The organism is Streptomyces sp. NPDC048659 (assembly GCF_040650575.1).
GTDB lineage: Bacteria > Actinomycetota > Actinomycetes > Streptomycetales > Streptomycetaceae > Streptomyces.
In genome coordinates, this window is record NZ_JBEZHM010000013.1 from 30,415 (window position 1) to 50,613 (window position 20,199).

Consider the following 20,199-nt stretch of genomic DNA (forward strand, 5'->3'; position numbering starts at 1 on the left):
GGGGGTACGCGGTAGGCGGTACGCGAAACGCGTTACGCGTTACGCGGTACGGGCGTCCGGGCCCGGGTCAGCCGGTGAAGGTCCACTTCTGGTTGGCGTTGCCGGTGCACCACCAGATCAGGACGGGGGTTGTGTCGGCCGGGTTCTGGTCGCGGACGTCGACGCATTTGTCGGCCGGGATGTTGACGAGGTCCCGGGTGGTGGCGTTGTAGTCGAAGCGTTGGGCGCCGGTGCCGTTGCAGTCCCACAGCTGGACCTTGGTCCCGGGGTCCGTGGAGGCGGCGTTGACGTCGAGGCACTTGCCGAGGGCGCGTACGGTGCCGTCGCCGGGCAGGGTCCAGCGCTGCGCGGCGGTGCCGTTGCAGGTGTAGAGCTGCACCTGGGTGCCGTTGGCGGTCTGCGAGCCCGCCACGTCGAGGCATTTGCCGGCCAGTCCGGTGAAGGCGCCGGTGCGGCCCCCGCCGCCGTCGGCGGTGGTGACGCGGACGTAGTCGACGACCAGTTGGTTCGGGAACGGGGTGGAGCCGTCCGGGTTCCCCGGCCAGTCGCCGCCGACCGCGAGGTTGAGGATGAGGAAGAAGGGCTTGTCGAACACCCACTGCCGACCGCCGAGGTCGGCCGGGGTGCGCCGCTGGTAGACCTGTCCGTCGACCGACCAGGAGACGGCTCCGGGAGACCAGTCCACGGCGAAGGTGTGGAAGTCGTCGGCGAAGGCCCGCCCGCCGGGGAGGGTGTAGGCGGCGCCGATCCCGCCGCCGCCGGAGTAGCCGGGGCCGTGCAGGGTGCCGTGGACGGTGGAGGGTTCGTACCCGACGTTCTCCATCACGTCGATCTCGCCGCTGTTGGGCCAGCCGACCTGGCCGATGTCCTGGCCGAGCATCCAGAACGCGGGCCACATGCCCTGGCCGCGCGGCACCTTCATCCGGGCTTCGACGTGCCCGTACGTGGAGGTGAACCGGCCGGAGGTGTTGAGCCGCGCCGAGGTGTACTCGCACCGGCCGTACCAGCACTGGTAGTTGCCGGGGTTCTCGCGCCGGGCGGTGATCACCAGGTTGCCCCGGCCGTCGAGGGCGGCGTTGGACGCGCCGGGGGTGTACCACTGGCGCTCGTGGTTGTTGACGTTGTCTCCGGTCTCGACGTTCCAGCGGCCGGGGTCGGCGGCGGCGCCGGACGGGCCGTCGAAGTTGTCTTCGAAGGTGACGGCGGTGGGCTGGGCGGCGGGCTGGGAGCTCTCGGCGGCCTCCAGGCGGTGGGGTCGCGGGGTGGCCGCCGTGGACGTCGTCCAGCTGAGGGAGACGGTCACGGCTGCGGTGAGCAGAGCCGCCAGTCGTAACGACCGGCTGATGCGGGAGGGGGCGGACATGGGTACCTCGATTCGAGTACTGGTCCGGACCTGTGCGTGAGGGGAGTGAATCGCCTTGACGCGTCCCGGTCAAGTCGATGGGCCTCGCCAGCAGCCGGGCGCCGTGGGAGCGTGCCCGAGGACGGCGCGGAGTGCCCGGCCAGGACCTAGCGGCCGCCGTCCTCTCTGCCAGCGCCTGGAGTGAGGTTGGGCCAGGGATGCCCGGCTCTGTCGGAGGCGGCTGACCGCAGAAGGTCAAGAAGAGTGCGCCCCGGGTAACCCTGAAAACTCGCGTAGGTGCCGCGGTAGTAGCAACTCCAGTAGCTCACGACCCGCCGTTGAATGCTCGCGAAGTAGGCTGGGTTCTCCACGATGAACTGCCCGTAGGCGAGGTGGCCGCCGGTGCCGGGCGCGGCGAGATCACGGAGCTCATCGCAGATGACGATCATGATCTCCAAGACGTACTCGCCGACCAGCTCCACGACGAAGGGGACGACCCACGGGTCCGTGGATCGAACGATCTTCTCCAGATGGCGTTGCCTGACCACCCCGTCGCAGTGCCTTGAGTAAAGGCAGTGCAGAAGCCGCCTTTGGCGCGACGAAAGGGACGCCACCGCGTCAGCCAGCGGCTCGTCGTTGTAGAGGCGGTAGGGGATCAAGACCTGCTGGCCCTCCACAACGACCGAAAACGGCGCTGCCGGCAGCCGGCGAGAAGCAGGCATGACCGACGCTACTGCCTCGGCATCGCCTGCGAGCTCGGCCGGGAACGCCATGGTCAACGAATAGCTTCGATCGGGCGGCTGCACGAGCCGAGCATAGGCGGACGCCCCAGCCACGAGTCCGGCCCCCACCACCTCACGGCCACCCAACCCGGCGAACGTATGCGGTCGGAGAGCTAGCGCAGCTCCTGGTGGAGCTCCGCGATGTAGTCGCCGGGGAAGCGGACCATCGCGTTCTTGCGTGCGGTGCCGGTGTACGGGCCCCACACGATCTGCGCGCCCGCCGCGCGGGCCTTACTCAGGGTCATGTCGAGGTCCTCCACGCGGTAGCCGGTGGTCTCGCGCCCGGAGGGGTAGGGCAGGTGCCGGTCGGTGACACTCACGACCGTGCCGCCCGACGGGGAGGCCAGGGCGATCCGGCGGTACGTCTCCCCCGGGCGCCCGATCTCGCCGCCGTCCGCGTCGCGACGGTCCGAGACGACGCGACCGCCGGTGAAGCGCCCGTAGGAGGCGAGGAAGGGGCCGAGTGAGTCGGGCGTCAGGTAGACGCGGTTGTCCGGCACCGACTCCAGGGGCGGGTACGAAGGCTTCGTGGTGTGCCAGTACAGCTGGGTGTTGACGCCCCCGGGGAACTGCACGATCGCGTCGCGCCCGATGGGGTCGTCGAACGGCGCGACGACCAGCTGCGCTCCGGCCCGCCGGGCGAGCCGGACGGCCTCGTCCAGGTCCTCGACGAGCCAGCCGGTGCGTTCCGCGCCGAACGGGAAGGGGACGGGCGTCTTGAAGTCGAACACCGAGAGGGTGCCGACCGGCGAGAAGACGAGCTCCGACTCGGTCGTGCTGGGCGTCGGAGTGACGTGCGTGAGCACCTTCGCCGTGTGCGTCCCGCCGAAGGTGGCCCCCCAACTGGCGGCGAACGCGTCCACCGAGCCGGGGCTGACGTACACATACGTGGTGTCGTACTGGGGCCCCACTGCCGGGCTCGGGGCGGCCACGGCGACCGCCTTCTCCTCCCGGGCCGATGAGGGCGCGCCGCCGCCCAGCACGCCCACCACCATGAGGGCCGACAGCGTCATCGCCAACGTCCTGCGCTTCATCTCCGGGGATCCCTTCCGCCGTGGTCGCGTCAGCGGGAAGGCTAGGCACGCGCGGCCGGGGCGGCTTTGGCGACAGCGCCCGGGCGTACGCCGTTCCGCGCACACGCCGACAAGGAGCAGGGCCGCGTGATCCGCCGCTACGTCATCCGGCGAATCCGCCGCGCCAACGACGACCGCCTACGGAAGCTCGTCAGCAGAACCGCCATCGCCTGCGCCCAGCCCCGCGACACCGGCGGCCACCGCCTCGGCGACGTCCGAGGTCACCAGTCGACAGGAATCGGTCTCGACCAGGAACGGCGGCTGACCGCCCGGTCCGGTATCGAGCTGGACGCGGTTCAGGACCGTCCCGACACCCAGGAAGTACGCGTTGGTGGCGTGGGACACCTGGAGACTTGGATCAGGTCCGGCAGGATCTGGTGGCGCCGCCCGAGGTGGGACTCTGCCCGGCTCGACACCTCTGGCGGTCACATCTCCGCCGCGAACGACCCCGGATCCTCCGGGGCCCGGGCCAACTCCCAGGTGCCGCACACCACCAACGCACACAACCCCGCGAGGACACGCCACCAAGGCGCACACCCGACCGAGCCCTCCTACTAGGCAGGCCATCGGAAATGCCGGCCACCGTCACCGCTCCTATCGCCACGGTCGTCGCCCCACGCGAATCGGCCCTCCATGGCCGAGCCACTCGTTCCGTCACAGGGGCCCGAGGTGTCCTTCGACGACGGTCTCGGTGATCAGGGGGCGGGCCCATAGTGCGAGGATCTCGTTGGCCAGGGCGACGGTCACGCGTGGATCCCGGTCGCTGTACGCGAGGATGGCCGCGGCGGACAGGCCGCGCGGGACCGCGTCGGCGTCGAGTAGGACGCGCCAGTCCTCCGGGGGGAGTTCGAGGAACTCCAGGCCGGTCAGCCCGGCGATCTCCAGCGGGTCCGCGAGGGCTCCGGGGTAGCTGGAGAGGGTGCGGAGGCGAGGCAGTCCGAAGACGGGTGCCAGGCTGAGGGGTTCGCCGTCCTGGACTCCGAGGCTGAGCACCTCCAGCTCGGGGTGGGCCGCGGCCTCCACGCTCCGGACGCTCTGGTGGTTGACGTGCGCCACGTGGGGCAGATCCCTCCAGCGGCGGCCGGAGTACCAGTTCCGCTCGGGGTCCCGGACCAGGTCGGTCAGCGACTCGGCGAACAACTCGGCACCGATGCTCTGCTCGTGGTCGAGCACGATGATCTGCCCGATGTGGCCGCGAGGACCCGGCGTCAGGTCGACGGCCACCAAGTCCCCGCCGCCGGTGTCGCCGATGACGATCCATCCGGGCGAGCCCGCCAGGCCCTGGACGGCGGCGTCGGGCGGGGTGACGGCGACCTCGTTCGACGCGTGCTCCCAGCGGAACGGTTGGCGCGAGCTTCCGGCGACGAAGAGGTCCTCCAGAGGCAACAGTTCGAAGCCGATTGTCTCCAAGTCCCACTGCATCGCCTCCGCCCCGTCCGCCCCCAGGTCCGGCCACTCCTCCCGCACCCGGATCACCCGGTAGAGCACCTTGATCTCCTCGGGCAGCTCGACGCCCAGGCGGGCCTCCGCGGAGGCGATCTCCGCGTCGTTGGCGCCGATCGCCTCGGGCGCCCGCTCGCGGAGCGTTCGCTCAAGCCACGCCAGGTCCACGGACGGAGCCGGCCGCGCCCCCGGCACGGCCTGCGGCAGGCGACGCCACGGCTCGGGTACGGCATTCTCGACCAGGCGCAGCGCACCCGGGTGAGCGTTCCCCAGGCCGGGATCGACGGCGGAGCCCGGGTCGAACAGACGGAGCTCGGTCGTCCCGTCGGGCGAGACCTCCAGCGTGAACGAGACGTCGGTGCCCCCCGCCGCGGTGAGGGCGTCCCGTACTCGCTCGATCGCGTCGAACTCTTCCTGCATGTCCGAGACCAGATGAGCGCGTCCGGGCTGCCTGCGCCGCCTCCCCGTCGGCACGCTCCACGAGTGCAGACCGACGCTCCCCGCCACGTACCCGCCCGGCGCCTCCAGCGCCTGGGCGTGGGTTGCCCGCAGGAGCCGCAGCAGGGGCTCCCAGGTGGAGAAGTCGTGGAGCGGGGACAACTGTGGCCTCCGGGGTATCGAGTGACCGGTGATTACGCATCAGTAATCACTCATCAGTGATCGGTGATCGGTGATCATGACGGTGGCGATTATGTCCTTCGCCACTGACAGCCGCGCGCGACGACGGTGAGCGGCTCCCCTTCGCAAGGATTCGGCGCGTCTTCATAGGGAACTCATATGCAAACGCCAGGGGGATTCACAGCCGGGCAGCGCACCCTTTCGGCCCATGAGATCTGTGATCAGAGGCCGGGCCCTCCTGGTCAACAGCGCGCTTGCCGTGCTGCTGGCAGGGGGCGTCGGCTTCGCTTACGTGTCGTTGGGGGACGACGAGGCGACCGCCTCGGCCACCACGAGGACCACGACCGTCATGCGCGGGGACCTGACGACCTCCGTGGCGGCGTCAGGATCGGTGGAGAGCGCTACGAAGCGGGCGCTGACCTTCGCCGGCTCGGGGACCGTGACCAGGATTCACGTCAAGGTCGGCGCCACGGTGAAGAAGGGGCAGAAGCTGGCCGAGCTGGACCGGACCGAAGCGCAGGAGCAACTTGACGCCGCCCGCGCCGAGTTGGCGGTCGCCGCCGATGGCGACACCAGCACCGCGCAGGGCTACGCGAGCTACGTGCAGGCGAAGAACGCCGTGAGCGCCGCCCAGCGCGCGCTCGACGGGACGGTGCTGTACGCGCCGTTCGCCGGGACCGTCACCGCCGTGAACGGCGACGTGGGGGACGCGGCTTCGGGCTCCTCGGGGGCCTCCGGATCCGCCGGCTCCTCCGGATCCTCCGCTTCCTCGGGCTCCTCCGGCTCCTCCGGCTCCTCGTCGAGCGGCTTCATCGAGCTCGCCGATCCGGCGAAGGTCCAGGTGACGGGCAGCTTCACCGAGTCGGACGCCACCAAGCTCAAGGTGGGACAGGCGGCGACCGTCACCTTCGCCGCCCTGCCGGGCGTCACCGCCCAGGGCAAGGTCGCCGCGATCGACAGCACGCCGACCACCGAGAACAACGTCGTCACGTTCGCGGTGACGATCGTCCTGGACGCGAAGCCCGCGCAGGTGCGGATCGGGCAGACGGCCGCCGCGACGGTGACCGTCTCGAAGGCCGACGACGCCCTGTACGTACCGAACGCGGCGGTCATGAGCGCCGGCGGGCAGAGCACCGTGACGGTGCTGGAGAACGGCAGGCCGGTGGTGAAGTCGGTGACGGTGGGCATCGTCGGCAGCTCGGGTACGGAGATCACGTCCGGGCTGAGCGAGGGCGAGCAGGTCCGGATCACGGTCGCCACCGGTACCAGCGGCACCGGCTCCGGGGCCCAGACGCAGCGCGGCGGATTCGGTGGCGGCGGGATGGTCCCCGGGGGCGGCGGACGCGGCACGGGCGGCGGCCGATGAGCAGCGCCGCCACCCCCTCCCCCGTACCGGACTCCGTACCCGTACCCGCCGGCGTCCCCTCCCCCGTACTCGACGTCCGTGGTCTCACCAAGGTCTACGGTCAGGGCGAGACCGCCGTCCACGCGCTGCGCGGCGTCGGCATGACGGTCGAGCGGGGCGACTACGTGGCGATCATGGGGCAGTCGGGCTCCGGCAAGTCGACGCTGATGAACATCCTGGGCTGCCTGGACGTGCCGACGGAGGGGCGGTACCTCCTGGACGGCACGGACGTCAGCGGGCTCAGCGAGCAGCAGTTGTCGATCCTCCGGAACCGGAAGATCGGTTTCATCTTCCAGAGCTTCAACCTCATACCCCGTATGACGGCGCTCGCCAACGTCGAACTCCCCCTCGCCTACGGCGGCGTGAAGGCGGCGGAGCGGCGCTGCCGGGCGCTCGCCGCGCTGGACCTGGTCGGGCTCTCCGACCGGACCGGCCACGAGCCGAACGAGCTGTCCGGCGGGCAGCAGCAGCGCGTCGCCGTGGCGAGAGCCCTGGCCACCGCCCCGTCCCTGCTGCTCGCCGACGAGCCGACCGGCAACCTCGACAGCAAGTCGACCCTCGACGTCCTCGACGTCCTGGACCGGCTCTCGGCCTCCGGCCGCACCATCGTCCTGATCACTCACGAGGACGAGGTCGCCAAGCGCACCAGGCGGGTGATCCGCCTGGTCGACGGCGACATCGTGGAGGACCGCAGACAATGAACCCCTTCGAGATCCTGCGGTTCGCCCTGCGCGGTCTGAGCGCCAACAAGCTCCGCAGCGGCCTGACGACCCTCGGCATCCTCATCGGCGTCGGCGCCGTCATCCTGCTGGTGGCCGTGGGCAACGGCTCCTCCCGGCAGATCCAGGACAGCATCGCCCGCCTGGGCGCGGGCGCGCTCACCGTCTCCACCTCGACCACCGGACAGGGCGGCGGCGCCCGCCAGGCCGGCCCCGGTGGATTCGGCGGCTTCGGCGCGGCCGGCGGCCAGCAGACGAACACCGGGCCGCGCACCCAGGCCAAGAAACTCACTGTCGAGGACGCCAAGGCACTGGTCGACCCGGTGAACGCGCCGTCGGTCGAAAGCGCCTCCCCCGTCGTCAACGCCAGCGCGCAGACGACCACGTACCTGACCTCCAGCCACAGCATCGGACAGTTCGTCGGCAGCGACACCGCGTACTTCAAGGCGAACAACAAGAAGTTGCAGCGCGGCTCGCTCTTCACCGCCGAGCAGGTCGCCTCGGGCGCCAAGGTCGCCGTCATCGGGCAGACGGTCGCCGAGGAACTCTTCGGCCGGGTCGACCCGATCGGCAAGAAGATGAACGTCAACGGCGCCTTCTTCACCGTGTCCGGCGTCCTGGCCGAGTCCGGCTCGTCGTCGAGCGGCTTCCAGGACGCCGACGACACCGCCATCGCCCCCTACACCGCCGTCCAGGGCACGCTCACCAGCTACGGCGCGCTCAGCCAGATCGTCGTCCAGGCCAGGACCCCGGGCGCCGTCGACGCCGCCCAGGCCGAGGTGACCACCGTCCTGAACCAGCGGCACGGCACCACGGACTTCCAGGTCTTCAACCAGGCGAGCCTTCAGTCGGCCGTCGCCGAATCCAGCCAGACCTTCACCGTCCTGCTCGGCGCCGTCGCCGCGATCAGCCTGCTCGTCGGCGGCATCGGAGTCACCAACATCATGCTCGTCACGGTCACCGAACGCACCCGCGAGATCGGCATCCGCAAGGCCATCGGCGCTCCCCGCGGAGCCATCCTCGGCCAGTTCATCGCCGAGGCCACGATCCTCTCCCTGATCGGCGGCATCCTCGGTGTCGCCGCGGGAGTCATCGGCAGCGGCTTCGAGATCGTCGGCGTGCGGCCCGTGATCGCCCCCTGGTCGATCGGCCTCGCGCTCGGCGTATCAGTCGCCATCGGCCTCTTCTTCGGCAGCTACCCGGCCAACCGCGCCGCTTCCCTGCGCCCGATCGAGGCGCTGCGTCATGAGTGAGGACAGATCCTTGAACCGACCTTCGAACCGACCCTCGGACGAATCTTCGGACCAGTCTTCCGGCCGCCCTTCGGACCCGGCTTCGGACCGACCTTTGAACCGACCTTCGGGCCAAGCCCCGGAGCAAACTCCGGACCAAGCCCCCGACCAGAGCACCGACATCCTGGCCGACTCCCCCTTCTCCGGGGACCTCGACGCCGCGCTCAAGTCGGCGCCCGCGCGCAGGCGTCTGCCCGGCGTGGCGCTCTTCCTGGCCGCGGGCATCGTGGCCGTCGGCGGGTTCATCGGCGGCGTGTACGCGGAGAAGGGCGACGGCTCGGCCTCCGCCGACCGGCCGGGCGGCGGCCAGTCGTTCGGCGGGCAGCTGCCGGGGGGCGGCGGGCAGCTGCCCGGCGGCCGGGCTCAGGGCGGCGGCTCGGGTTTCCCGGGCGGAGGCCAGAACGGAGGCCAGGGCGGAGGCGGTCAAGGCAGCGGCCCGGGCGGCGGCCAGGGACGGCAGGGCATGTCCTTCGGGACCGTCAGCAAGATCAAGGACGGGGTGGTGGAGGTCACCACCCAGGACGGCAGGACGGTCGAGATCAAGACCGGGGACTCCGTCATCCTCCGGCCCCAGGGCGGCGTCGGCCGGGGCTCGGCTCCGGCTGACGCCCCGACCGCAGGGACGCAGGGGTGACCGGGATGACCGGAACCCCCAGGACGGCCGGCACGGTCGGTACGGCCGGGCTCGGCGGCGACGGCCCGCAGAGTGGGGGCTGACCGGTGGCGACAGCGAGAAGACGCCGGACGGTGACGGGGACGGCGACGGGGAGGGGGCGCCGGACGGCCGCCGTGTACGGCGTGCTCGGCGCCGTCCTGATGGGCGGCGGGCTCATGGCCGTACGGGCGGAGGGCAGCACCGTCGCCTCTCCGGCCAGGGAACCCGCCACCGCCGCCCCCGATGTCGAGGCCGACGCGGACCCGTCCGCCTCCGGGACGCTGGAGAGCCCCACCACTCGGACGCTGTCGTTCACGAACGGCGGCACGGTGACGACGCTCAAGGTGAAGGCCGGCCAGAAGGTGAGGAAGGGCGACGTGCTGGCGCAGGTCGACTCCGCCGAGTCCGTCGAGAGCCGGACGGCCGCCCACTGGTCGTACCTCTCGGCGTCCCAGGAGTTGAACGGGGCCGGGGAGGAGGGGTACGCGAAGGCGTACGCGTCCTATGTGAAGGCTCGTAACACGTACCGCGAGGCGGAGCGGGCGGTGGAGGGTACGAAGATCGTCGCCCCGTTCGCCGGTACGGTGACCGCGGTCGACACAGAGGTCGGGCAGGAGGTGGCCAAGGGGGCCGCGGTCCTCACCCTCACGGACCTGTCCAAGCTGCGGGCCAGCGCCGACTTCACCGAGGCCGACGTCGTGGGGCTGGCCGAAGGGCAGAAGGCGTCGGTCACCCTCGGCTCCTCGGGTGCGACGGTCCAGGGCCGGGTGACCTCGGTGTCGCCCGTGCCCGTCGCCGCGGAGAGCTCGGGCGGCACCGGGCAGGGAGGCGGTGGACAGCAGTCCTCGACCCAGGTGGTCCGCTACACCGTCCTCGTCTCCCTCGACGCGCTCCCCGCGACGGCCCGGGTGGGCGAGGCGGTGACCGTCGAGGTGCACGTCTGACCGGCGGTACGGGCGGATCCGAACCTGCGGCACGGACGGATCCGAGCAGGGCCCGGACGGCTCCTCGTCCGGGCCCTGCTCCGTGCCCCGGCCGTGCTCCGTGTCCAGGCCCGGCCGCAGGGCGAGTTGACCTTCGAGTTGGATGAACGTCGACAATCGGGGCCATGGACGGCACCACGGAACTCCTGAGCATCAGCGCCTTCGCGCGGCGGGTCGGTCTCGCCGCGAGCGCCCTGCGTTTCTACGACGACTGCCGCGTGCTGCGGCCGGCGTGGGTCGACGGGGCGACGGGATACCGCTTCTACAGTCCCGCGCAGGAGGCCCGTGCCCGTCTCCTGCGCAGTCTGCGGGAAGCGGGACTGCCGTTGGCCGAGGTCACCGTGGTGCTCGACGGGCCCGAGCACGAGGGCCGCGCGGTGCTGGAGCGGCACGTCGAGAGGATGCGGGACCAGGCGCGGACGGCCGAGGCCGCCGTCGCCGTGGTGCTGCGATCCCTCTCGGCTGCGAGCGGCATCACGGAAGTGCGGTTCGGCGGGGTGGAGTTGGCCAGTGCGGTACGTCAGGTGGTGCCGTCCGTGGGCTCCGACGTGGAGCTCCCCGCGCTGGGGTGCGTCCTCGTCGAGATCGATGACGGCGAGGTACGGCTGGTGGCCACCGACCGCTATCGCCTGTCGATGCGCGTCCTCAGGCCGACGTCATTCGACGGGGGCCCCGGCCGCCTGCTGGTACGCGCGGCTGACCTGATCGAGTTCGGGCGATGGGCGGCGCGGGTCCACGAGGTCACCCTCCAGGTCGGACCGGACGGCGCCCGGGCACGCGGTGGGACGGAGTCCCGTGTCCTGGTGACGGCCGATGACCCGTTCCCCGCCTACCGCGAGATGCTCGCGGCTCTGGCCCCGCCCCAGTACCGCGTGATCGTGGATCGGCTGGCCCTGCGCGCGGCGGTCGGCAGCCATGCGGGCGCCGCTCGCATCGCCCTGAGCTTCGCCGACGACGAGTTGGTCGTCTCGCGTGCCGATCACTCCGGCACCGGCCCCGGCTCCGGATCCCGCTCCGGCTCTGGCTCCAGCCCCGGCTCCGTCACCCTGCCCGCGGTCTGTCATGAAGACCTGCCCCGGCGGATCGGTTTCGACCCCGCCGTCCTGGGCCCCGCGCTGGAGGCCGGTGTCGGGCCCGACGTTCTGCTGGAGATCTCCGCCGTGGATCAGCCCGTCGTGGTGCGCTCCGCCGACCAGGGCAGCTTCACCACGCTGGTCATGCCCGTCGCCCTCGGCGCCTCCGGCTGACTCTTCCTCACTACCCACCCCACCCCCATGACCTCATGACCTCATGACCTCAGGAGAACCGTGACCGTCCCCGAGAACACCGTCGTGCGCCTGTGCGCGCAGGGTATGCAGGCCGAGGCCGAAGGGCGTGACGCCCGAGCACGGGAGTTGTTCCTTCAAGCCTGGGAGGCGGCCGAGGACGACTACGACGCCTGCGTCGCCGCGCACTACCTCGCCCGGCACCAGCCGACTCCGCAGGAGACGCTGCGCTGGAACCAGGAGTGCCTGAACCGTGCCGACAAGGTCGGCGACGACCGTGTCCGCGGCTTCTACGCCTCGCTTCACGGCAACATGGCGCGGGCCCACCGGGACCTGGGCCAGATCGAGCAGGCCCGCGAACACTTCGAGTCCGCCGCCGAGCACCTCGACGACGTCCCGGACGGCCCCCACCGGCAATGGCTCCGCTACCGCATCGCAGCGGGACTGCGTGCCACCGCCCGGTCCGCGCCACAGCAGCACGAAGACCCGGTCCGTGGACTCCTCGCCACGCTCTGCGCCCGCGCGGACCTCGAAGCCCTGACTCTGCTGCTGCCCCCTTACATGGGCAGCCTCGGCACGCCCGAGGACGAGGAACGCGTCACCATGGCCCTGCGCATGCTCCATGCCGAGCGGCGCCTTCCCGACGAGGAGCAGGCCGCCCTCAGCCACGCGATCAAGGTCCGTCACTGAGGGAGGCCGGCCGGCGGGCCGTACACGCCCGCCAGCTCGACCGCCAGGCGCGCGAGCCGTTCCCTCGCCTCCGGCGGGTCCAGCACCTCGACGCGGGAGCCGAGTCCGGCGAGTTGTGTCGCGACGACCTCCGGTGTCGGGCCGTCGACCTGTATCTCCGTCCACCCGTCGGGGCGGTCCGGGCCGACGCGCAGGCGTCCGGCGAACAGCCTCTCCAGCAGCGCCATGGTGCCCGGGCCCGGCTCCGCCCGCGCCCGGACCGTCGCCGCGTACAGCCGTTCCTCCAGGCGCGCGGCGAACGAGGCCCAGACCGTGGGGAGGTCGAAGCCGGGCGGCCGTACGACGGGCTCGCCGGTCGTCTCCGCCGAGGCGACCCGGCTGAGCCGGAAGGTCCGCAGGCCCCGCTCCGTATCGGCGACGAGGTAGTCGCGGCCCGCCTTCGCGACGATTCCGAGCGGGTGGACGGTGCGCACGCCGACGGGCTTGCCGGGACCGGCGTACCCGAGCCTCACCTGGATCCCGTCCACCACGGCCCGCCGGAGCGTGTCGAGGTGCGGACCGGCGGCCGTGACCTCGGCGCGCGACCAGTCCGTGCCGTCGGTGTGCCCGGCCCGCGAAGCGGCCTCGGCGCCCGGCCGCAGGGGCGCGGGCAGGGCGCGCACCAGCTTGCGCAGGGCCGTGCGGAGTTCGGGCGTGGCCGACGAGGGGCCCGCCAACAGGAACAGGGCGCGGATCTCCGCCGCGTTCAGCCCGGTGAGGTCCGTCCGGGCGCCGCCGACCAGCGACCAGCCGCCGCCGCGGCCACGCTGCGCGTACACGGGGATGCCCGCGGTCGACAGCGCCTCCAGGTCGCGGCGCGCGGTCCGCGGGGACACTTCGAGTTCGGCGGCGACCTCGGCGACGGTCACGCGGGTGCGCGTTTGGAGGAACAGCAGGGTGGCCACCAGGCGATCGGCTCTCATGCCGGCGATTCTCTTGGGCAAATAGGCCAGGAGATGACCTGTTTGGCTTCCAGGATGAGGGCATGACGAACAGCGAGAACACCACATCCTCGAATACGGACACCGATCGCCTCACTGGTCCCACCGGTCCTGCTGGTCTCACCGGCGATGACCCTCGCCGGGCCTTGATGCAGGCCGTCGCGCTGGCCGGACGTACCCTCGCCGCGGTCCGGCCCGAGCAGCTCGACGGGCCGACGCCTTGTACAGAGTTCACCGTGCGGCGGCTGGCCGGGCACCTCGTCGCCGTCCTGCGCCGGATCGCCCTGGTCGGGCGCGGCGGGGACGCGGCGAGCCTCCCCACGGTCGCCGACGACATCGCGGACGCCGAGTGGCAGGACGCGTGGGACGCCGCGGTGCGTGAGGTGGAGGCGGCGTGGGCGGACCCGGCGATCCTGGGTCGGACCCTGACGCTGCCCTTCGGCAGCCTGCCGGGCGCCGCCGCCGCTGCCGTGTGGACCTCGGAGTTCACCGTCCACACGTGGGACGTGGCCACCGCGACCGGCCAGCTCCCGGACTGGGACCCGGAGATCGTGGCGATCGCGTACGCCGCCATGCAGCGCGGGCTGCCCGCCGGGCCGCGCGAGGGCGCGCCGTTCGGCGCCGCCGTGGACGTCGACGCGGACGCTCCGGCGATCGACCGCCTCGTGGCGTGGTGCGGGCGCAAGCCCTGACCAGCGCCGGAGACTCGGATACGGCCGTATACGTCCGGATGCGGCCGTATACGGGGAGGTCGGCCCCTTCAGGCGACCTGATCGGCCTGCCCGGCCTGCTCGGCCTGCTCTCCGTCGTCCGACTCGCCGAGGCGGACGGCGCGGAGCGCGAGGAAGGCTGCAGTCGCGGTGCCCAGGAGCAGCACGGTCGCCGCCAGCAGGGTCAGTCGGAGGCTGTCGGTGAACGCCGTGTGTACGGCGGCGAGGGCTTCCGGGCCGTGTTGCTGTGCCGCGTGCAGTGCTTCGGTGAGGGTGCCGGATCCAGTTGCCGTTCCGGTGCCTGTGCCTGTGCCCGTACCAGCTCCGAATCCGGCTCCGGTGCCCGGGATCTCGACGGGGAGCCTGGCGGAGAAGAGGACCGTGCTCAGGGTGCCGAGGGTCGCGATGCCCAGGGCCGCGCCGAGTTCGGTGCTGGTCTCCGCCACGGCCGAGGCCGCGCCCGCCCGCTCGGGCGGCGCCGCGGCGAGCACGATGTCGGTGGCCGGCAGGGCGACGGCGCCCACGCCGATGCCGGTGAGGGTGGCCCCGGTGACCAGCAGGCCCAGCCCGTGGCCGGCGGCGCCGGCGATCAGGCAGCCGGCCGCGGCCGTGACGAGGCCGAAGCCGACGACGGTCCCGGGGCGCAGCCGCGGGGCGAGCCTTCCGGCCAGTGCCAGGCCGGTGAGGACACCGGCGACGCTGGGGACCATCCACAGCGCGGCCGTCAGGGCGGTCAGCCCCAGGACGCCCTGCAGGTACTGGGCGGCGAGCAGGGTCAGGCCCATGAGGGCGAACTGGGTGGTGCCGTTGGCGAGGATTCCGGCGCCGAACTCACGGCGGCGGAACAGCGCGAGGTCGAGGAGCGGGTGGGCCAGCCGCAGTTGGCGGACGACGAACGCGGCCCCGGCCGCGGCGCCCACACCGAGCGCCGCGAGCCCGGGGAGCCCGGCTCCGTCGAGGGCGGTGAGCTTGACCCCGTAGACGACGGGGAGGATCGCGGCCATCGACAGTACGACGCTGAGCGGGTCGATCCTGCCCGCGGCGGGGTCCTTCGCCTCGGGCAGGAGCGCGGGCCCCGCCCCCAGCAGCAGGGCGGCGACGACGATGTTGGCCAGGAGCACGGAGCCCCACCAGAAGTGCGCGAGCAGGACGCCGCCCAGGACCGGGCCGAGGACGGAACCGGCCGCGAACGCCGCGGACCACACGGCGATCGCGGTGCGCCGCTGGGTCCGGTCGCGGAACATGGTGCTGATCAGGGCGAGGGTGGACGGGGCCAGCATCGCGGCGCCGACCCCCATCAGCGCGCGGCACACGATCAGGGCCGCCGCGCTGCCGGAGTAGGCGGCGGCCACCGAGGCGCCGCCGAACAGCGCGGCGCCCGCCATGAGCATCCGGCGCCGCCCGAAGCGGTCGCCCAGGACGCCCATGGTGATGAGCAGGCCGGCGAGCAGGAACCCGTAGGCGTCCAGGATCCACAGCACCTCCGTACTGCTGGGCTCCAGGTCCCGGCTCAGCGCGGGGACCGCGTAGAAGAGGACGCTGACGTCCATCGACACGAACACGCAGGCCCCGACCAGGACCGCGAGACCGGCCCACTCACGCCGGCCGGCCACGGCATCGGCCACGGCCACAGGCGGCACTTGTACTGCGGACACGAAGAAACTCCTTGAACGGATCGCCGGACCGCAGGCGTCCGCCCCGACAGGGGAAGAGCAAGGGGAAGCGGAAGTGCGCGGGCGCGGGCGCGGCGGGAAGACGGGGGGGGACCAGCCGATGCCTGACGGGCGCCGGAGTCTCACTCGCTCGACGGCGCCACGTATCAGGACGAAATTCAGCCACGCATGTACGCCACCGTAGCCGCAAACGGACATGGCGCCAAAGTCGCGCACGGCTCGGCGCCTCGCCCGATCTGCGGCCGGATCCGCACCCCCTGTCCTGCCGCCGCCCTCGCCTGTCCCGCGCCCTGTCCCGCGCACTGTGCCGCGCCGTCGTCCCGCAGCGGATCGTGCGAGCGTCCGCTGCGGGACGGGCGGGGCTCACCCGACGGGGTCAGGGGTGGGCGTAGCCGATGACCTTGGCGACGACGTCCGTGATCAGGGGGCCGCACCCGCCGGGGGCTCGGCCCGCGAACTCCAGGGTGAAGTGGTCTTCGCCGGCGAGGAACTGCAGCGGCCTGTTGATCGAGGCGAAGCGGGGGCCGACGGGTGTGTACGTGTCGCCCACGGGGTCCGAGCTGGGCGGGGGGATGACCTGGGCGCTGTAGGACTGGTCACCCATGTCCTTGGCGCAGGCGGGATCGGTGTTGCGGGCCTGCTTCCAGGTGACGCTGACGATGGAGCCGGAGTCCGCCTCGAAGTCCTGGGAGAGGGTGCCGGGTCCGATGTCGACGGCCTGGTACGTGTACTGGGTGAGGGCGCGGCTGTAGAGGGTGACGCCGCCCCGGGGCGTGGCGGCGCCGACCTGCCACGGGCCGATGTTCTCGCCGTCCTCGTACTCCACGTAGCCGCCTGCGGGGGCGTTCGGGTCGGAGAACGTGCCGTTCTTGATGAGGTTTCCGGCGGCCGCCGCGGGGGTGAGCGCGGTGGTGGTGGCCAGGATCGTGGCGCCCAGCAGGGCTCCGGCGCAGGTGAGCTTCTTCATGCGTTTCCCTTCGAGTGTCGGGAGAGGGTCATGCCGTTACGGCGCGGGGGGCTCATGGCGTGTGGCACGGCCTCGGGGGGCGGGCCACCGGCACGGTGGCCCGCCCGTCGCCGGCGTGGTGACGGCCCGCCCGCGAGACGGGCGCCAAGGAGGATTCACCTCCCGGGCGGCACCCGCGCGTCAGCTGCCGATGTCGAACAGCGGGACGACATGTCCGTGGTCCTCGGAGGGCAGGTACTCGTCGTTGCCCAGGTACTTGACCGAGTACCCGCCGATCTCGCCCATGATGGAGGTGAAGAGGCCGCTGACGCTGCCGCCCTCCATCTCCGCGATTCCCCTAGCGTCGGTCTGCGAGGTGCCGAGGAGCTCACCGCGCTTGCCGGCGTACCACTCGATGTCCTGCCAGGGCACGGGCTTCCCCTTGCAGGTGAGACGCGCTCTACCCTCGGCGGACAGCCCGCCCGCGAGCTGACCCTTCGTCGTTTCGGCCTTCAGGCTCGTGGGTTGCGGCGCCTGAGGTGCCGGGGTGGGGGCGGGCTGGGGCTTGGCGTCGTCAGGTGAGACTCGCTTCGGCGACATGGTTACTCCACGTGATCGGGTGCGCTGCCCCGCGTGGGCAGCCAAGTAATGAATCGCACACATGATCACACACCGTATACATGTGACAATCAGTTCACTACAATGTGTAACCAGGGGCGCGCGGAGCTCGGCCCCGCCCCCGGGCCGCCCACCCGGGCCCGTCGACCCTCGCCACCGCCCGGGGGCACGGCGCCGAGGCGATCGCGCCGGGCGCGCTCCCCCGCGCCACCGGCCGCGATCGAGGGAGTCCACGCCTCGGGCCATGCGCCCCGCCAATCAGCGCAGGCGCGTTCCGACGATCCCGCCCTGGGTGGCCGCCCGCGAACCCGGGCGGCCGACGGCGTCAGCCGTCACCGCAGGTGACCGAAAGCCTGATCGGCGTCGGCCACGGCCTCGGGGTGGACGTCCGCCGCGGTGCGACCAGCGGCGATCTTGTGCCAGTTGGCCCGCGCGAGCACGCGTTGGACCGCGAGCACCTGGGCCGCCAGCAGGCGCGCCTGGATGCCTTCACCGAGGGCGCCCGCCAGCGCTTCCTCGTCCTCCAGCTGGTAGCGCGTGAGCCGCCCCGCCAGGCTCGGCGTATCGAACACCAGCCGGTGGAACGCCACCACCTCCGGGTGATCAGTGAGCCCGGTGACGGGGTCGTGGCGGTCGAGGCCGTCCCGGAAGTGCCGGTGCAGCGCCGCCACCGGCTCGACGCCGGACGCGCGGTCGCGTACGACGCGCGCGGCTTCGCCCTGATGGTCCGCGAAGCGGTGCAGCACCAGGTCTTCCTTCGTGGGGAAGTACCGGAAGAGCGTCGGCTTGGAGACTTCGGCCGCCGCCGCGATGTCGTTGACCGAGACGCCGTCGAAGCCGCGCTCCAGGAAGAGCGAGACGGCCGCGTCCCCGATCGCGTCGCGCGTCCGCTCCTTCTTGCGGGCCCGCAGCCCGGTCGACTCGCTCATCTGACCACTTTAACATTTGTTACCGGGTTGCATTTCTTACCGAGTAACGTTTCCATGAGGGCATGAAACAGATGAACACTCCCTCTGACACCCCCTCTGACACGCCTTCCGACACCCCTTCCGACGTCTCATCCAACGTCCCATCCGATATCCCTTCTGACGCCTGTCCCGTGCTCGTCACCGGAGCCACGGGCCGGGTCGGCCGGGTCGTCGTCGACCGCCTGCTCGACGCGGGCGTGCCGGTCCGGGCCCTCACCCGGCGCCCCGAGGCGGCGAAGACCCTGCCGGCGGAGGTGGAGGTCTTCGTCGGGGACCTCACGGCGCCCGAGTCGCTCGACCCGGCGCTCAGCGGAGCCGGCGCGGTCTTCCTCGTCTGGACCGCCCCGCCGCAGACCAGGGAAGCGGTCGTCGAGCGGCTGGCGGCCCACGTGCGGCGAGTCGTCTTCCTCTCCTCCCCGCACCGGACCCCGCACGCCTTCTTCCAGCAGCCCAACCCCGTGGCGGCCCTGCACGCCGACATCGAACGGCTCATCGCGGCCACCGGCCTCGAATCGACGATCCTCCGGCCGGGGATGTTCGCGTCGAACTCGCTGGCCTGGTGGGCACCGGCGATCCGCGCCGGTGACGTAGTCCGGTGGCCTTACGGCGCCTCCGCGTCGGCACCGGTCGACGATCGCGACATCGCGGCGGTCGCCGCGCGGACGCTCCATCAGGACGAGTACGTCGGCGGCGACTACGTCCTCACCGGCCCGGAGTCCCTGACCCATGCCGAGCAGGTGGAGATCATCGGCAGCGTGCTGGGGCGCGGGATCGCGTTCGAGGAGATCACGCCGGAGGCGTTCCGGGAGCAGTGGGAGGGTACGGCGCCCAGCGCCGCGATCGACATGCTGCTCGCCGCGTGGGGTGCGGCCGTCGGGCCGCCCGCGTACGTCACCACGGCGGTGTCCGAGATCCTCGGGACGCCGCCGCGCACGTACCGGCAGTGGGTCGCCGACCACGCCGCCGCGTTCACGCGGAGTCCGTGACCTCGTGCCCGTAACTTCGTCCCCGTGGCCGCGTCCCCCGTCGCCTCGCCTCGCCTCGTCTCGCCCGTGGTCGGGGCTCGGGAGCTACGCCTTTCGTGCGATGCCGCCGGCGATGCTGCGCTGGGCCGCGTTGAGCTCCTTGAGGTGCGGCCCGTCCGGCCACCAGTCGGCGCAGCGCACCAGGCCCGGGGGCACCATGTCGAGGCCGCCGAAGAGTTCCTGGAGTTCGGCCCGGGTGGAGAAGGTGCCGCTGCCCATCATGCTGTGCAGGAACAGCTCCTCCATCTTGCGGGCGGTCGCGCTGTACTCGTCCTCGGGATCCAGGAAATGGCTGATCGCCACGTACGAGCCCGAGGGCAGCGCGTCGATGTAGGCGCGCATGACGTCCTTGCGCGTACGGGTCCGCTCGGCGTTGTAGTGGTGCAGCGTGCCCAGTTGCAGCAGCGCGATCGGCTTGCTCCAGTCGAGCGTGGAGCGCACGGTGTCGTCGGCCAGCAGCGTCTCGGGCTCGAAGATGTCTGCGGCGACGAAGACCGTGTTGTCGTTGCCCTCGTGCTCCTCGAGCAACGCCCGGCCGTGGGCCAGTACCGCCGGGTCGTTGTCCACGTAGACGACGCGCGAGTCGGGGTCGACCCGCTGTACGACCTGGTGCACGTTCTCCGCCGTCGGCAGGCCCGAGCCGCAGTCGAGGTACTGCGTCACGCCTGCGTGCCCGGCGAGGAATCGGCAGGCTCGGATCAGAAAGTTCCGGTTCTCCACCGCCAGGTCACGGGCCTCGGGGGCGGCCTTCAGGACTCCCTGGACCACCGCTCGGTCCGCCTCGTAGTTGTCCGTGCCGTTGAGGAACGCGTCGTAGACCCTGGCGATGCTCGGCTTGGTCGGGTCGATGGACGCGGGAGCGGAGTCGTCGAACGTCGCGCGGTACACAGGGCCTCACAGGAGCTTCGATGGCGGGAGGGGCGTCGCGCGAAGCGGAGCGGGATGAAGCGGAACGGAACCTGGAGGAGCAGGGCCGGCACCGCGCGCCCGACGCGTTCTGTCTGATCGATCA

General features: G+C 71.8%; 20 protein-coding genes. 9 read left to right on the forward strand and 11 right to left on the reverse strand.

Going from position 1 to position 20,199, the window contains the following annotated elements:
• Window positions 1-67 precede the first annotated feature (67 nt).
• From AB0C99_RS12865 to AB0C99_RS12885, 5 genes are all read right to left on the reverse strand, one after another.
• Window positions 68-1,363 (reverse strand): family 16 glycosylhydrolase, encoded by a 1,296-nt coding sequence (locus tag AB0C99_RS12865; protein WP_362473634.1) that lies wholly within the window; start codon window positions 1,361-1,363, stop codon window positions 68-70.
• Between the two features lie 146 nt (window positions 1,364-1,509).
• Entirely contained in the window at window positions 1,510-2,148 is a 639-nt protein-coding gene (locus tag AB0C99_RS12870; protein ID WP_362473636.1) for a hypothetical protein, read from the reverse strand.
• A gap of 89 nt (window positions 2,149-2,237) precedes the next feature.
• Window positions 2,238-3,158: a glyoxalase gene (locus tag AB0C99_RS12875; RefSeq protein WP_362473639.1), complete on the reverse strand. Its 921-nt coding sequence runs from the start codon at window positions 3,156-3,158 to the stop codon at window positions 2,238-2,240.
• Window positions 3,159-3,335: 177 nt separating this feature from the next.
• The gene (locus AB0C99_RS12880) at window positions 3,336-3,542 is read right to left on the reverse strand and encodes a hypothetical protein (RefSeq protein WP_362473642.1); all 207 of its coding nucleotides are present in this window, start codon (window positions 3,540-3,542) and stop codon (window positions 3,336-3,338) included.
• A gap of 309 nt (window positions 3,543-3,851) precedes the next feature.
• Window positions 3,852-5,240 carry an SMI1/KNR4 family protein gene (locus AB0C99_RS12885; protein WP_362473645.1) on the reverse strand — a complete coding sequence of 463 codons (1,389 nt, stop codon included), beginning with the start codon at window positions 5,238-5,240 and terminating at the stop codon, window positions 3,852-3,854.
• A 226-nt stretch (window positions 5,241-5,466) separates the two neighbouring features.
• On the opposite strand from AB0C99_RS12885, the gene AB0C99_RS12890 reads away from it, so the two are divergent.
• From AB0C99_RS12890 to AB0C99_RS12920, 7 genes are all read left to right on the forward strand, one after another.
• The gene (locus AB0C99_RS12890) at window positions 5,467-6,624 is read left to right on the forward strand and encodes an efflux RND transporter periplasmic adaptor subunit (RefSeq protein ID WP_362473648.1); all 1,158 of its coding nucleotides are present in this window, start codon (window positions 5,467-5,469) and stop codon (window positions 6,622-6,624) included.
• The gene (locus AB0C99_RS12895; protein WP_362473651.1) at window positions 6,621-7,364 is read left to right on the forward strand and encodes an ABC transporter ATP-binding protein; all 744 of its coding nucleotides are present in this window, start codon (window positions 6,621-6,623) and stop codon (window positions 7,362-7,364) included. The genes AB0C99_RS12890 and AB0C99_RS12895 overlap by 4 nt, the downstream gene beginning before the upstream one ends.
• Window positions 7,361-8,635, forward strand: a complete 1,275-nt coding sequence (locus tag AB0C99_RS12900; protein ID WP_362473654.1) for an ABC transporter permease — start codon at window positions 7,361-7,363, stop codon at window positions 8,633-8,635. The genes AB0C99_RS12895 and AB0C99_RS12900 overlap by 4 nt, the downstream gene beginning before the upstream one ends.
• 94 nt (window positions 8,636-8,729) lie before the next feature.
• A complete protein-coding gene (locus AB0C99_RS12905; RefSeq protein ID WP_362473657.1) occupies window positions 8,730-9,308 on the forward strand; it encodes a hypothetical protein in 579 nt (192 codons plus the stop codon).
• A 113-nt stretch (window positions 9,309-9,421) separates the two neighbouring features.
• Window positions 9,422-10,273, forward strand: coding sequence for an HlyD family efflux transporter periplasmic adaptor subunit (locus AB0C99_RS12910; protein ID WP_362473660.1), 852 nt, complete (start codon window positions 9,422-9,424; stop codon window positions 10,271-10,273).
• A 164-nt stretch (window positions 10,274-10,437) separates the two neighbouring features.
• Window positions 10,438-11,559, forward strand: coding sequence for a MerR family transcriptional regulator (locus AB0C99_RS12915; protein WP_362473662.1), 1,122 nt, complete (start codon window positions 10,438-10,440; stop codon window positions 11,557-11,559).
• Between the two features lie 60 nt (window positions 11,560-11,619).
• The gene (locus AB0C99_RS12920) at window positions 11,620-12,267 is read left to right on the forward strand and encodes a hypothetical protein (protein ID WP_362473665.1); all 648 of its coding nucleotides are present in this window, start codon (window positions 11,620-11,622) and stop codon (window positions 12,265-12,267) included.
• Here the strand turns inward: AB0C99_RS12920 and AB0C99_RS12925 are convergent.
• On the reverse strand, window positions 12,261-13,229 hold the full coding sequence (locus AB0C99_RS12925) for a WYL domain-containing protein (RefSeq protein ID WP_362473668.1): 969 nt from the start codon (window positions 13,227-13,229) through the stop codon (window positions 12,261-12,263). The genes AB0C99_RS12920 and AB0C99_RS12925 overlap by 7 nt on opposite strands.
• Window positions 13,230-13,396: 167 nt before the next feature.
• Here AB0C99_RS12925 and AB0C99_RS12930 point away from each other — a divergent pair, with 167 nt between their 5' ends.
• The gene (locus AB0C99_RS12930) at window positions 13,397-13,939 is read left to right on the forward strand and encodes a TIGR03086 family metal-binding protein (protein ID WP_362473959.1); all 543 of its coding nucleotides are present in this window, start codon (window positions 13,397-13,399) and stop codon (window positions 13,937-13,939) included.
• Between the two features lie 68 nt (window positions 13,940-14,007).
• Here AB0C99_RS12930 and AB0C99_RS12935 read toward each other — a convergent pair whose 3' ends face one another.
• The 4 genes from AB0C99_RS12935 to AB0C99_RS12950 form a co-directional block, all read right to left on the reverse strand.
• Window positions 14,008-15,612, reverse strand: a complete 1,605-nt coding sequence (locus tag AB0C99_RS12935) for an MFS transporter (protein WP_362473670.1) — start codon at window positions 15,610-15,612, stop codon at window positions 14,008-14,010.
• A 394-nt stretch (window positions 15,613-16,006) separates the two neighbouring features.
• Complete coding sequence (locus AB0C99_RS12940; protein WP_362473673.1) at window positions 16,007-16,597, reverse strand: hypothetical protein; 591 nt, start codon at window positions 16,595-16,597, stop codon at window positions 16,007-16,009.
• 180 nt (window positions 16,598-16,777) lie between these two features.
• Complete coding sequence (locus AB0C99_RS12945; RefSeq protein ID WP_362473675.1) at window positions 16,778-17,008, reverse strand: hypothetical protein; 231 nt, start codon at window positions 17,006-17,008, stop codon at window positions 16,778-16,780.
• Between the two features lie 518 nt (window positions 17,009-17,526).
• A complete protein-coding gene (locus tag AB0C99_RS12950) occupies window positions 17,527-18,123 on the reverse strand; it encodes a TetR family transcriptional regulator (RefSeq protein WP_362473678.1) in 597 nt (198 codons plus the stop codon).
• A gap of 170 nt (window positions 18,124-18,293) precedes the next feature.
• Here AB0C99_RS12950 and AB0C99_RS12955 point away from each other — a divergent pair, with 170 nt between their 5' ends.
• Entirely contained in the window at window positions 18,294-19,148 is an 855-nt protein-coding gene (locus tag AB0C99_RS12955; protein ID WP_362473681.1) for an NAD(P)H-binding protein, read from the forward strand.
• Between the two features lie 84 nt (window positions 19,149-19,232).
• Here the strand turns inward: AB0C99_RS12955 and AB0C99_RS12960 are convergent, their stop codons facing one another.
• Window positions 19,233-20,075 (reverse strand): SAM-dependent methyltransferase, encoded by an 843-nt coding sequence (locus tag AB0C99_RS12960; protein ID WP_362473684.1) that lies wholly within the window; start codon window positions 20,073-20,075, stop codon window positions 19,233-19,235.
• Window positions 20,076-20,199: the final 124 nt, after the last annotated feature.